Here is a 13,362-nt window from a genome sequence, read left to right as displayed (position 1 = left end):
TGTCATGCTCCTTGTCGTATCGGCGAAATAGTGAAGAATCGAGCGGATCCGGACGCTCAGGCTGAGGGCGCGGCGATCTGTCTGAACAGGTCGGACCAGCCTGACGCGATATCCAGCATGCGGTTCGCAAAGCCCCATTCATTGTCGAACCAGACCATCAGATTCGCAAAGTGTCCATTATTCACACGGGTCTGCCCCAGATCGATGATGGCCGAGTGTGGATCGTGGTTGAAATCGATCGATGCATGGGGCTGCCGGGTGCAGGCCAGCAGGCCGGGACACGTACTCGCCGCATCCGTGAAGAGCGTATTGAGGGCATCCACGGACGTTGCCTGAGTCAGGTTCACGGTCAGGTCGATCGCCGAGACGTTCAGGATCGGCACCCGCACCGCTTTGGCCTGGACCCGGCCCGTCAGCTGCGGCAGCAGGCGTTCCACCCCTTGGGCGAGCCCGGTGGTGACCGGTACGATGGATTGCATGGCCGAGCGTGTGCGGCGCAGGTCGGAATGGTGATAGCCATCGATCATGGGCTGGTCGTTCATGACCGAATGCAGCGTTGTCAGAAAGGCGCTGCGCACCCCCAGCTGCCGATCGAGCAGATCCAGCACCGGCACAATGGCATTCGTGGTGCACGACGCGGCCGAGACGATATGTTGGTCCGCCCTCAGGCAGGCGTCGTTGACGCCGTGGACGACAGTGCAGTCCACGTCGGCCGCGCCGCGCCCCGGGTTCGAGACGAGCAGACGCGGACACCCGGCGTTCAGAAACGCCTGCAGGCGTTCGCGTGTCGCGTAAGCACCGGAACATTCCAGCAGCACATCGAGACCCAGCCGCCCCCAGGGCACCGCAGCCGGCTCGCGCTCATGAAAGACGGGGATGTCCCGCCCGTCGATGCGCAGGCCGGATTCGATGGCCTGGATCTCGCCCGGGAACACGCCATGCGTCGAGTCGAACCGGGTCAGGTAGGCCATGGACTCGAGGTCCGCGGGTTCGTTGATGGCCACGATATGCATGGTTTCCCGGTAGCGGGACTCGATCAGGGCGCGCACGATGCAGCGGCCGATACGGCCGTACCCATTGATGGCAAGACAAAGAGGAGCGGACATGAATTTCAGCGATATGGCGGCAGGCTGGCCAGATAAGCGGCAAACACAGTCATGGCGCGCGGGTCAGGCATGGAAGCCCGCCACGACGTTGCGAGGCGCGTCGCGGCAGAATGCCTCGATGTTGTCGCGCACTTGATTGGCCATGGCCTGGATCGCTTCCAGACTGGCCCAGGCCACGTGTGGCGTCAGAATGAAATTGGGATAGCGCAGCAATTTCATCAGAGGATGATCGGGAGCGGGCGGCTCTTGTGAGGCCACGTCGAAACCGGCGCCGCTGATCTGACCCGTGCGCAGGGCGTGGTCCAGCGCGTATTCGTCGACCAGCCCGCCCCGAGCCGTGTTGATCAGCAGCGGCTTGCGCTCCATCAGGGCGAATTCGTTGGCCCCGATCATGCCCCGGGTCTGCGGATTCAACGGACAATGCAGGGTGATCACGTCGCTCGTGCGCAGAACGTGCGTGAAGGACGTGTAGTCCTCGGCCGGCGAATCGGCGTCACGCCGCGCGGCGAACTGCACCTTCATGTCGAAAGCGCGGGCGATCTCGGCGACGGCTTCGCCCAACGCGCCCCGGCCGATGATCCCCAGTGTGGATCCGGCCAGGTCGTGTACCGGAAAGTCGAAATAGCAGAACTGGCCGCTTTCGTGCCAATGGCCGTCGGCCACGGACTGGCGGTAAGCCAGCAGGCTGCGCCGCAGGGCCAGCATCAGGGCGAAGGTATGTTCCGGCACGGTATGAACCGCGTAATCCCGCACATTGGACACGACAATGCCGCGCTGATTGCAAGCGTCCAGATCGATGTTGTCGGTCCCGGTGGCCGCCACCGCGATCATCTGCAAGCGCGGAGCCTGGTGCAGCATGTCGGCTGTCAGGATTACCTTGTTGGTGACGACAATATCGGCTTCGCGTATGCGCTCGACCACCTGATCGGGCGCGGTGCGGGCATGGCAGACCAGTTCATGGGGGACCTGCGGGGGAGGCAGGTCGATCGACTCCGGCAAGGTATCCCGGTCCAGAAAAACGATGCGCAGCGGATCCATGTACGAGCTTCTCCCCGAATATTGTTGTGCCGGCTACTGTAAGTCTACCCCATGCCCAGCCCGACGAACCTGTGGCCCGATGACTCGCATCGATTCCCGTAGGCTTGCGAACACCTGGGCGATCAAGCCCCCGGCTTCAGCAGCCGGAACCTGGTCGTCGCGTGCGCCCGGATACCCGCGAGCACGCCGCCGGATATCGCCGCCCCGCCATCGTCAGGTGGTATAACACGACGGTAAACACTTACCCTCTTTTTCGACGGAAGTCACATGAAACTGTACTACTTCCCGGGCGCCTGCCCGCTTGCCACCCATATCGTTCTGGAATGGATTGGCAAACCTTATGAGACGGAACGCCTGCCCCCCGAACAGACCAAGGAACCTGCCTATCTGGCACTCAATCCGACCGGCGCGGTACCAACACTGGTCGACGGCGATTTCGTACTGACCCAAAGTGCCGCCATCCTCGATTACCTGGGGGAACTGCACCCCGAAGCCAAGCTGGTCGGCGACACGCCGCGCGCCCGCGCCGAAACCCGCCGCTGGCTCAGCATGTGCAATTCGGACATCCACCGCACTTTTGGCCTGCTGTTTGCCGCCCCCTACTTCAGCGGCGGCGACGAGGCCGCAGGCAAAGTGCTGGCCGCCAAGGCCGCCGAAAAGATCAAGAGCTTCTTCGCCATCGCCAATCATCAGCTCAAGGGACGCGATTGGCTCACCGGCCAGCGTTCGCTTGCCGACCCCTATCTGTTCGTGTTGTTGATGTGGGCCGACGCCAAACAGATCGCCCTGCCCGGCATGGGAGACCTGCGTCGCTTCCAGAAGCGCATGCAGGCCGACCCCGGCGTCCAAGCAGCCCTGAAAGCACAGGGATTGGCCTGAAGCGAAACAGCCCCTGCGGGGCGCCCCCCCACTACGCCCCCAGGTACGCCTTCCGGACCTCGTCGTTGCTGAGCAGGTTCGCCCCGGTATCGGCCAGCACCACCTTGCCGGTTTCCAGCACATAACCGCGATCGGCCACCTGCAGCGCCTTGTTGGCGTTCTGTTCGACCAGGAAGACTGTCACACCTTCTTCGCGGACTTTGCGAATGATGTCGAAGATCTGCGCGATGATCAGCGGCGCCAGACCCAGGGTCGGTTCGTCGAGCAGCAACAGCTTCGGGCGAGTCATCAGCGCCCGACCGATGGCCAGCATCTGCTGTTCGCCACCGGACATGGTCCCAGCCCGCTGATTGGCGCGTTCCTTCAGGCGAGGAAACAGATCGAAGATATGCTCCATGCTTTCTTCCGTCTGGGTCTTGTCGAGGAAGAATGCCCCCATATTGAGATTTTCGGCGACGGTCAGATCCGGAAACACGCGACGCCCTTCGGGGGAAATGGCAATCCCCTGCTGCATCACGGTATGGGTGGGCTGTTCGGTGATGTCCTCGCCCAGAAAGGTGATGCGCCCGGACCGTGCCCGCGGATTGCCGCAGACGGTCATCAGGAGCGTTGTCTTGCCAGCGCCGTTGGCGCCGATCAGGGTGACGATTTCGCCCTGATTGACTTCGACCGAGACGTCGTTGAGCGCCTGGATGGCACCGTAGAACGTGCTGATATTTTCTAGTTTGAGCACGGTCATTCCCCCAGATAAGCTTTGATGACACGAGGATCCGCGCGAACTTCCTCGGGCAGGCCGGTGGTGATGGGCTTGCCGTGTTCCATGACCAGGATGCGGTCCGACACCCCCATGACCAGGCTCATGTCGTGTTCGATCAGCAGCACGGCAACGCCATATTCGCGCCGCAACTGGTCGATCAAGGCCGACAGATCCCGCTTTTCCTGGGGGTTCAGGCCGGCCGCCGGCTCGTCGAGCATCAGCAGGCGCGGCTGGGTGATCATGCAGCGGGCGATCTCCAGCCGGCGCTGGTGGCCGTAGGCCAGATTGCCGGCTTCGCGGTTGGCGTACTGGCGGATGCCCATGAAGTCCAGCCACTGCACCGCGCGTTTTTTGGCGGCGATTTCCGAGTGCCGGAATGACGGCAGTTTCAGCAGCCCCTGCAGCAAGCCGGTTTCCATCAGGGTGTGCTGGGCCACCATCAGGTTTTCCAGCACCGTCAGGTTCTTGAACAGCCTCACGTTCTGGAAGGTGCGCACCAGGCCGTGTCGCGCGACCTTGTGGCTGGGCAGGCCATTGATCGACTTGCCGTCCATGACGATCGCACCGGTGGAAGGTTTGTAGAACCCGCCAACGCAATTGAAGACGGTTGTTTTGCCCGCGCCGTTAGGCCCGATGATGGCAAAGACCTCGTTTTTGCGGACCTCGAATTCGACCTGATCGACCGCCAGCAGGCCGCCGAACCGCATGGTCAGTCCGCTGACCTTCAACAAAGATTCACTCATGATTCCAATTCCACTTGCGGACGTTTCACGGGCAGCAGGCCTTGTGGGCGCCAGACCATCATGACCACCATCACCAGACCAAAGATCAACATGCGGTATTCCGCGAATTCGCGGGCAAGTTCAGGAACCACGGTCAGCAACACGGCTGCCAGGATCACCCCGACCTGGGAACCCATGCCCCCCAGCACCACGATCGCCAGGATCAAGGCCGACTCGATGAAGGTGAAGGATTCGGGATTGACCAGGCCTTGGCGGGCGGCAAAGAATGCGCCGCCAAAGCCCGCGAACATGGCACCCATCGTGAAGGCGGAAAGCTTGATGTTGCGGGGATTCATGCCCAGGGACCGGCAGGCGATCTCGTCTTCACGCAGGGCCTCCCAGGCGCGGCCAATCGGCATGCGGATCAGCCGGCTGGTGAAATACAGCGTGAACAAGACCAGCACCAGGGCCATCAGGTACAGGTAGATCACGACGTCCTGGCTGTTGAAGGTCCAGCCCATCAAATCATGAAATGTGGGCGACCCATCGGTGGTGCGGCGCACCATCTGATAGCCGAAGAACGACGGCTTCGGGATCCCCGAAATGCCGTCCGGCCCGCCGGTGAAGCTGTACAGGTTGATGAGCATCAGGCGAATGATTTCGCCGAAACCCAGCGTGACAATCGCGAGGTAATCGCCGCGCAGCCGCAGGACCGGAAAGCCCAGGATAAAGCCGAAGAAGGCCGACATCAGCCCGGCGAAGGGCAGTGCCTGCCAGAACCCCCAGCCCGCCCAGTGATAGAGCAAGGCATAGGTATAGGCGCCGGTGGCATAGAAACCCACGAAGCCCAGATCCAGCAGCCCGGCAAAACCAACCACGATGTTCAGCCCCAAGCCCAGCATGACGTAGATCAGGACCAGTGTGGCGATATCGACCTGTGCCCGGCCGGTGAAGAACGGCCAGACCAGCGCAAACAGGATCAACACGATGATCGCCTTGTGGCGGGCCTTGTCCGAGAAGGCAGGCATCCTGAAACGCGGCGCGGCGTTCGACTTGGATTGTTTCAGCAGCGGGCGCAGCATCTGGACCAGGAAGACCAGCACCATGCCGCCGAAGATCATCTTCCAGTCGGGCTGCAGATAGGTTTCCTGGCCACGGCGCAGGATCTGCAGGCCATAGATGGGAGCGATGATGACGCCCGCCAGGATGGCGGCGATCATTGAGTTTTTGACATTCTTCATCATCAGACCTTTTCCACCTCGGGTTTGCCCAGCAGCCCCGTGGGACGGAACATCAGGATGAAGACCAGCAGCAAAAACGCCACGATGTCTTTGTATTGCGAGGAGATGAAAGCCGCCGCGAAGGTTTCGGCCAGCCCCAGCAGCACCCCGCCCAGCATGGCGCCAGGGATGCTGCCGATCCCGCCCAGCACCGCTGCCGTAAAGGCCTTGATGCCGGCGATGAAACCGATGAAGGGATTGAGTTTACCGATCGCCAAAGCGATCAGCACCCCACCGACCGCCGCCAGCATGGCGCCGATCATGAAGGTATAGGAAATGATCCGGCTGGTGTCTATGCCCAGCAGGTTGGCCATATGCAGGTCCTGAGAGCAGGCGCGCGATGCCTGGCCGGTGCGCGAATATTTGATGAACAGCGTCAGCCCGATCATCATCAGGACGGTCACCACGATGATGAGGATGCGGGAGTATGGCGCCGTCACGGTGAAATCGCTGCTGCCGAGTGTGAAGTCGATCGACCCGTTGATCATGGCCGGCACGGCCATGTCGCGCGCGCCCTGCCCCGTCGCCACCCAGTTCTGCAGGAAGATCGACATGCCGATGGCGGAGATCAGCGGCACCAGGCGGGGGCTGTTGCGCAAGGGCGCATACGCAATCTTTTCGACGGCAAAGCCGTAGACGGCCGTGACCAGCACCGCCATGACCAGCATGATCAGCACCATCACGGGCAGTGGCAATCCGCTATTGATGCCGATGGCGGATAAAGTGACCAGACCGACGTAGGCACCGATCATGTAAATTTCGCCGTGGGCGAAATTGATCATGCCGATGATGCCGTAGACCATGGTGTAGCCGATCGCGATCAGCGCGTAGATGGCGCCGAGCGACAAGCCGTTGAACAGCTGTTGCGTCAATAGAGGAAGCAGGTCGGACATAATGGCGGGGATTCACTGAATGACGGCCGGGCCTGTCGGCCCGGCCAGGAAAACGGCTCCGGCGTGCACCGGAGCCCATCGAACGGCTTAGGGCTGGATCTGGGTCAGGTTGCCCTTGGCATCCCAGCGATAGACAGCAAACTCGAAGCGCTTGAGATCGCCCTTCGCATCGTAATCGACCTTGCCGATCCCGGTGTCGAAGCTGTGGCTGTGCATGTAGTCGGCGACCTTGGCCGGGTCGGCGCCCACCGCGTTGATGCTGTCGGCCAGCACCTGGACAGCAGCGTAGGCCGGCATGGTGAAAGCACCATCCGGGCTGCGTTTGTATTTCTTGAAGTTTTCCAGGATCTGATCGTTGCCCTTCATCTTGGTGAAGTCCGCGGGCAGCGTGACCAGCAGCTTGTCGACCGCCGGGCCGGCGATGGCGACGAGATCCTTGTTGGCAACCCCTTCAGGCCCCATGAATTGGGTGTTCAGCCCCTGTTCGCGCGCCTGGCGCAGCAGCAGGCCCAGTTCGGGGTGATAGCCGCCGAAGTAGATCAGGTCAGGGCCCAGGGCCTTGAGTTTGGAGATGACGGCCGAATAGTCGCTGTCGCCGACGTTGATGCCCTCGTACAGGGCAACGCTGACGCCATCCTTTTCCAGCGTCTTCTGGACCTGGTTGGCCAAGCCCGAACCATAGGTCTGCTTGTCGTGCAGGATCGCGACCTTTTTGGGTTTCAGCTGCTTGGCGATATAGTCGGCGGCGAACGGACCCTGCTGGTCGTCACGACCGATGGTGCGGAAGAAGAAATGCGGCTTGATCGTGTCGGTGACCAGGGGCGAGGTCGCGCCCGGGGTGATGGCGACGATGCCTTCCTGTTCATAGACGTTCACTGCGGGAACCGTGGTGCCCGAGCAGGCGTGCGCCACGGCGAATTTCGCCCCGGAGTTGACCACGCGATTGGCGGCGGGCACGGCCTGTTTCGGTTCGCAGCCATCATCGATCAACAGGGGCTCGATCTTCATGCCCTTGATGCCGCCGGCGGCGTTGAGCGCATCGATGGCCGTGAGCGCGCCGGCCTGGATCTGATCGCCGTACTGAGTATTGGGGCCGGTCATCGGCTGGGGGATGCCGATTTTCAGTGTATCGGCCTGAGCGCCTGCCGCGAGCGACAGGGCGCCAAACGCCAGAATGACGGGAGTGATGCGCAAGGTGAACTTCATTCGTAATGTCTCCGGTAGAGGCGCCGTTGGCTGAAAGAGCCCCCGATCGGGGGCTTCAAGCCAGGACGGTAAGCCTTGGTTTATTGCTTCTGCCCTGAGCGGCAGGCGTATTCTGACGACTTGGGTCCGGAGTGTCACTACGGTTAATCCCTGATGACCACCTGTGACATGACACAGGTCATCTCGCCGCTTCCGTCCGGTGACCCGGGATCAGCGGGAGAATTCACGGGCCAGTTCGCCTGCCCGACGCGCCGCCGCCGAGACCGCCTCGCGCATGATGTCGGTCAGACCATGCTGCTGGAACACCGCCAGCGCGGCCGCCGTCGTGCCGCCCTTGGAGGTTACCCGTTCGCGCAGCACCGCCGGCGAATCCGGCGACAGCGTGGCCAACTGGGTAGCACCATGGAAGGTGGCCAGCGCCAGCTGACGTGCCTGTTCGGGGGTCAGGCCCTGTTCGACGCCAGCGGCGATCAGGGCCTCTAGAAACAAGAACACATAGGCGGGGCCGCTACCCGACACGGCGGTCACCGCATCGATCGCGGCATCGTCAGCCACCCACAGCACATCACCCACGGCGCGCAGCAGCTCTTCGGCCAGCACGCGATCCGGATCGTCGACCCCGGACAGAGCTGTCATGCCGGTCATGCCGGCGGCGATCAGGGCCGGGGTGTTGGGCATACAGCGCACGACCCGGGTATAAGGGACAGAGCCCGAACCCAGCCAGCCGGCGATGGCCGACCCCGGAATACCGGCGGCAATGCTGATCACCAGCGTATCGGGACGCAACCACGGCTGGCACTGGCGCACGACCTCGGCCATGACCTGCGGCTTGACGGCGAAAAACCAGACACGGCATTCCGACAACCGGGCATCCGGTGCTGTGGCCGTCGTCGTGCCCAATGCTTCCCAGCGGGACCGCGTATCGTCCCCCGGGTCGATGACGTGAACGTCGGCGGCGGCGCAGCGCCGCCCGATGAGCCCGCTGGCCAGGGCGCTGGCCATATTGCCCCCGCCGATCAGTGCAAGAGAGAGTGTGTTTTTCATAGCCTGCCATTGTACGATCCCGCCCGCTTCCGCAGAAGACCCCTTGGCAAACCGGGATTGTCAAAGCCGACATGAACTGGTCACAATACCTGCCTACAATCCCCCACTTCGCCGACCGGGGGGGTTCCGGGGGCATTCCACAGGAGAACTCAGATGGCATCCGCATTCTCTCGCATGACGATTCTGGCTGCGCTGATCACCAGCACTGGCCTGGCTCACGCCGCCACCGACATCACCTTCTGGCATTCCATGGAGGGCCCTCTGGGCGAGCGCGTCGACGCCATTGCCCAGGCCTTCAACAAGAGCCAATCCGATTATGTGGTGCATGCCGTCTACAAGGGCGCCTACGCCGAATCCATGAACGCCGGAATCGCGGCCTTCCGTGCCGGCAACGCCCCCGACATCCTGCAGGTCTTCGAAGTCGGCACCGCCACCATGATGTACGCCAAGGGCGCGGTCCAGCCTGTCCAGGCGCTGTCGGAAAAGGTCGGTGATCCGATCGATCCAAAGGCCTTCCTGGGCGCTGTGGCAAGCTACTATTCCTCGCCGGACGGCAAGCTGGTGTCCATGCCGTTCAACAGCTCCACCCCGGTGCTGTACTACAACAAGGACGCCTTCAAAACCGCCGGCCTGGATCCCGAAACCCCGCCCAAGACCTGGCCCGAGGTGGCGGCTGCCGCCAAAAAGCTGCGTGCGGCCGGCATGGAATGCGGCTACTCCACGGCTTGGCCGGCCTGGATCCAGCTGGAAAATTTCGCCGCTTGGCATAACGTACCCTACGCCTCGATGGACAACGGCTTTGGCGGCCTGGGCGCCCGGTTGCTGCTGGACAGCCCGCTGTTCCAGAAACACCTGACCTTCCTGGCCAAGATGTCCAAAGACGGCGAATTCACCTATGGCGGGCGCGGCGACGCGGGCAATGCGCTGTTCACATCCGGCAAATGCGGTATGTACACCGGCTCCAGCGGGATGCGGGCCTCCATCATCAAGACAGGCAAGTTCGCCTTCGGCACGTCGACCCTGCCCTACTATCCCGACGTCAAGGGCGCTCCGCAGAACTCGATCATCGGCGGGGCTTCGCTGTGGGTGTTCTCGGGCAAGTCCGACGCCACCTACAAGGGCGTGATCAAATTCTTCAAATACCTGTCCAGCCCCGAACAGGCCGCCGCCTGGCATCAGGGCACGGGCTACGTGCCCGTGACCAAAGCCGGCCACGATCTGACCAAGCAGTCCGGCTTCTATGAAAAGAACCCCGGCACCGAGGTCGCCGTCCAGCAGTTGAACGCCAACACGACCACCAACTCCCGCGGGATCCGGCTGGGCTACCTGCCGCAGATCCGCGACATCGAAGACGCCACCATGGAACAGATCTTCGCGGGCAATACCACCCCGGACGCCGGCCTGAAAAAGATGACCACCGAAGGCAACGCCCTGCTTGAGCGCTTTGAAAAGAGCATGAAGTAATCGATGGAAAAACGCGTCGTCTTCCATCATCGGACCCTGCCCTGGCTCTTGCTGGCGCCCCAGCTGGCCATCACCCTGGTGTTTTTTTTCTGGCCGGCCGGGCAGGCCATGTGGCAGTCGTTTCGCGTCGAAGACCCCTTTGGCCTGTCCTCGCAATTCGTGGGGCTGGCCAATTTCACCGACCTGTTCGGCAGTGCGGATTACCTGGCGTCTCTGCGTACCACGGCCTGGTTCTCCGCACTGGTAGCGTTCTTTGGCCTGGGGATCTCGCTGCTGCTGGCCGTGATGGCGGACCGTGTCGTGCGTGGTGCCGCCATCTACAAGACTCTGCTGATCTGGCCCTACGCTGTCGCCGCCGCAGTGGCCGGTGTGCTGTGGCTGTTCCTGTTCTCGCCTTCGGTCGGGATCCTGGCCGTCGGTATGCTGCGCCTGGGGCTGTCCTGGAATCCCCGCCTGGATGGCGGGGACGCCATGGCCCTGATCGTCTTCGCCGCCGTCTGGAAACAGGTCTCGTACAACTTCCTGTTTTTTCTGGCGGGCCTGCAGTCCATTCCCCGATCCCTGATCGAAGCCGCCGCGATCGATGGCGCCGGCCCCGCGCGCCGGTTCTGGACCATCGTATTTCCCCTGCTGTCTCCCACCAGCTTCTTCCTGCTGGTGATCAATTTCATCTACGCTTTCTTCGACACCTTCGCCGTGATCGACGTGGTCACTCAGGGCGGCCCTGGCCATGCCACAGACATCCTGGTCTACAAGGTCTACAACGCTGGCTTCAAGGGTCTGGATCTGGGTTCCTCGGGTGCCCAATCCGTCATCCTGATGCTGATCGTCATCGCATTGACGGTCGTGCAGTTCCGCTACGTCGATCGCAAGGTGAACTATTGATGCGCCGCATTCGTTCGAAAATCATCCCCTCCCTTTCCCGCAGGGTCGAACATGGTTGAGCGCCGGCCGCTGCTGGACCTGGTGTCCCATGCCGTCCTGATTCTGGGCGTGGTCGTGATCGCCTTCCCTCTGTATGTCGCGTTCGTTGCCTCGACGCAGACCGCTCAGGAAGTCGCCCAGGCACCCATGTCGCTCATCCCGGGTTCGCACTTTCTCGGCAATTACTGGACAGTCCTGACAGGCGGGGCCATCAATACGCCCCCGGTAGGCCGCATGCTGTGGATCAGCACCTTCATGGCGCTGGCCATCGCCATCGGCAAGATCGCGATTTCCATGCTGTCGGCCTTCGCGGTCGTCTATTTCCGCTTCCGGTTCCGCATGCTGTGCTTCTGGATGATCTTCATCACCCTGATGCTGCCCGTCGAAGTCCGTATCGCACCCACCTACGCGGTGATCGCCAACTTGGGGATGCTCAACAGCTATGCGGGCCTGACCCTGCCGCTGATCGCATCGGCGACGGCCACGTTTCTGTTCCGGCAGTTTTTCCTCACGGTCCCCGATGAGCTCGTCGAAGCCGCACGCATCGATGGCGCGGGCCCCATGCGATTCTTCAAGGACATCCTGCTGCCGCTGTCGCGCACCAGCATCGCGGCGCTGTTCGTGATCCAGTTCATCTATGGCTGGAACCAGTACCTGTGGCCGCTGATCATCGCAACCCAGGAAAACATGTACCCGGTGGTCGTGGGCATCCGCCGCATGATCGCCGGCGGCGACAGCGTCACGGAATGGAACCTGGTCATGGCGACCGCCCTGCTGGCCATGGTACCGCCAGCCGCTGTGGTCATCCTGATGCAGAAATGGTTCGTCAAGGGCCTGGTCGACACAGAAAAATAGGACATACGTTTTCTCATGGCAACCCTGAGCTTTCGCAATGTGCGCAAGACCTACCCGGGCGGTGTGGCCGTCATTCACGGCATCGACATGGAAGTCCATGACGGCGAATTCGTCGTCATCGTCGGTCCTTCAGGATGCGGGAAATCCACGCTGATGCGCATGGTCGCCGGCCTGGAATCCGTGACCGACGGCGAGATCTCCATCGGCGATCGCGTGGTCAACACCCTGGAACCCGCCGAGCGCGACATTGCCATGGTGTTCCAGAACTACGCGCTCTACCCCCACATGAGCGTCTTCGACAACATGGCCTACGGCCTGAAGATCCGCCATCTGCCCAAGGCCGAAATCCGTCACCGTGTGGAAGACGCGGCGCGCATCCTGGAACTCGATCACCTGCTGGATCGCCGGCCACGCCAGCTCTCGGGCGGCCAGCGCCAGCGCGTGGCCATGGGCCGCGCCATCGTGCGGGAACCCTCCGTCTTCCTGTTCGACGAACCATTATCGAATCTGGACGCAAAATTGCGCGTGCAAATGCGCCTGGAGATTCAGAAGCTGCATCAGCGCCTGAAGACCACCAGTCTGTACGTCACCCACGATCAGGTGGAAGCCATGACACTGGCGCATCGCATGATCGTCATGAATCAGGGCATCCCGGAACAGATCGGCACCCCCGCCGAGGTCTTCGAGCACCCCGCCACGGTCTTTGTCGCAGGCTTCATCGGGTTACCACCCATGAATCTGCTCAATGTGGATATCGATGCCCAGGGCCGCGCCCTGGGGCCGGATGGCGCCACACTGCCCGTCCGGGTACCCATGGCGGCCGGTACCAACTCGCGGGGCATCCTGGGCCTGCGCCCGGAACACCTGCGTCTGGGCGCGCCTGGCTTGCAGGCCCGGGTCGACATGGTCGAGGTGCTGGGTTCCGAGCAACTGATTCATGCCCGCTGGGGTGAACAGCCCCTGGTGCTGCGTTGCGCCGTGACCGAGACACGGGATCGGCCATTGAAGAACGGCGATACCATCACCCTGGGCCCCGACGGGCAGCATCCCGCCCACTGGTTCGACGCCGGCACAGGCAAGCGCATCGGCGACTGACGGCCGCGCGGACCACTCGGCCAAAGCATCGGGGCCCCTTTTACGGGGCCCCGATGCTTTGAATCACGCCTTCAATCATGGGGCTGGATCAACCAGCCC

General features: G+C 62.3%; 13 protein-coding genes. 5 read left to right on the top strand and 8 right to left on the bottom strand.

Features of this window, described 5'->3' with window-relative positions:
- Positions 1-56 precede the first annotated feature (56 nt).
- Together ABCV34_RS03650 and ABCV34_RS03645 are read right to left on the bottom strand one after the other, a co-directional pair.
- Entirely contained in the window at positions 57-1,106 is a 1,050-nt protein-coding gene (locus ABCV34_RS03650; RefSeq protein ID WP_345797872.1) for a glyceraldehyde 3-phosphate dehydrogenase NAD-binding domain-containing protein, read from the bottom strand.
- 63 nt (positions 1,107-1,169) lie between these two features.
- Positions 1,170-2,144, bottom strand: coding sequence for a D-2-hydroxyacid dehydrogenase (locus ABCV34_RS03645; RefSeq protein ID WP_345797871.1), 975 nt, complete (start codon positions 2,142-2,144; stop codon positions 1,170-1,172).
- 267 nt (positions 2,145-2,411) lie between these two features.
- On the opposite strand from ABCV34_RS03645, the gene ABCV34_RS03640 reads away from it, so the two are divergent.
- Positions 2,412-3,023 (top strand): glutathione S-transferase N-terminal domain-containing protein, encoded by a 612-nt coding sequence (locus ABCV34_RS03640; RefSeq protein ID WP_345797870.1) that lies wholly within the window; start codon positions 2,412-2,414, stop codon positions 3,021-3,023.
- Between the two features lie 31 nt (positions 3,024-3,054).
- Here ABCV34_RS03640 and ABCV34_RS03635 read toward each other — a convergent pair whose 3' ends face one another.
- From ABCV34_RS03635 to proC, 6 genes are all read right to left on the bottom strand, one after another.
- Positions 3,055-3,756, bottom strand: coding sequence for an ABC transporter ATP-binding protein (locus ABCV34_RS03635; protein WP_345797869.1), 702 nt, complete (start codon positions 3,754-3,756; stop codon positions 3,055-3,057).
- A gap of 2 nt (positions 3,757-3,758) precedes the next feature.
- Positions 3,759-4,523, bottom strand: a complete 765-nt coding sequence (livG, locus tag ABCV34_RS03630) for a high-affinity branched-chain amino acid ABC transporter ATP-binding protein LivG (protein WP_345797868.1) — start codon at positions 4,521-4,523, stop codon at positions 3,759-3,761.
- A complete protein-coding gene (locus ABCV34_RS03625) occupies positions 4,520-5,746 on the bottom strand; it encodes a high-affinity branched-chain amino acid ABC transporter permease LivM (RefSeq protein WP_345797867.1) in 1,227 nt (408 codons plus the stop codon). The genes livG and ABCV34_RS03625 overlap by 4 nt, the downstream gene beginning before the upstream one ends.
- Entirely contained in the window at positions 5,746-6,675 is a 930-nt protein-coding gene (locus ABCV34_RS03620) for a branched-chain amino acid ABC transporter permease LivH (protein WP_345797866.1), read from the bottom strand. The genes ABCV34_RS03625 and ABCV34_RS03620 overlap by 1 nt, the downstream gene beginning before the upstream one ends.
- An 87-nt stretch (positions 6,676-6,762) precedes the next feature.
- Complete coding sequence (locus tag ABCV34_RS03615) at positions 6,763-7,881, bottom strand: high-affinity branched-chain amino acid ABC transporter substrate-binding protein (protein WP_345797865.1); 1,119 nt, start codon at positions 7,879-7,881, stop codon at positions 6,763-6,765.
- A gap of 210 nt (positions 7,882-8,091) precedes the next feature.
- Positions 8,092-8,925 carry a pyrroline-5-carboxylate reductase gene (gene proC / locus ABCV34_RS03610; protein ID WP_345797864.1) on the bottom strand — a complete coding sequence of 278 codons (834 nt, stop codon included), beginning with the start codon at positions 8,923-8,925 and terminating at the stop codon, positions 8,092-8,094.
- Between the two features lie 153 nt (positions 8,926-9,078).
- Between proC and ugpB the strand changes: the two genes are divergently transcribed.
- From ugpB to ABCV34_RS03590, 4 genes are read left to right on the top strand one after another with little or no spacing between them, the layout of a single operon-like run.
- Positions 9,079-10,389 (top strand): sn-glycerol-3-phosphate ABC transporter substrate-binding protein UgpB, encoded by a 1,311-nt coding sequence (gene ugpB, locus ABCV34_RS03605; protein WP_345797863.1) that lies wholly within the window; start codon positions 9,079-9,081, stop codon positions 10,387-10,389.
- Between the two features lie 3 nt (positions 10,390-10,392).
- Entirely contained in the window at positions 10,393-11,274 is an 882-nt protein-coding gene (gene ugpA, locus ABCV34_RS03600; RefSeq protein ID WP_345797862.1) for a sn-glycerol-3-phosphate ABC transporter permease UgpA, read from the top strand.
- Positions 11,275-11,325: 51 nt separating this feature from the next.
- A complete protein-coding gene (gene ugpE, locus ABCV34_RS03595; RefSeq protein WP_345797861.1) occupies positions 11,326-12,168 on the top strand; it encodes a sn-glycerol-3-phosphate ABC transporter permease UgpE in 843 nt (280 codons plus the stop codon).
- Positions 12,169-12,183: 15 nt separating this feature from the next.
- Positions 12,184-13,263, top strand: a complete 1,080-nt coding sequence (locus ABCV34_RS03590) for a sn-glycerol-3-phosphate import ATP-binding protein UgpC (RefSeq protein WP_345797860.1) — start codon at positions 12,184-12,186, stop codon at positions 13,261-13,263.
- Positions 13,264-13,362 lie beyond the last annotated feature (99 nt).

The organism is Castellaniella sp. MT123 (assembly GCF_039614765.1).
Classification (GTDB): domain Bacteria; phylum Pseudomonadota; class Gammaproteobacteria; order Burkholderiales; family Burkholderiaceae_B; genus Castellaniella.
This window is presented reverse-complemented; position numbering and strand designations above follow the sequence as displayed.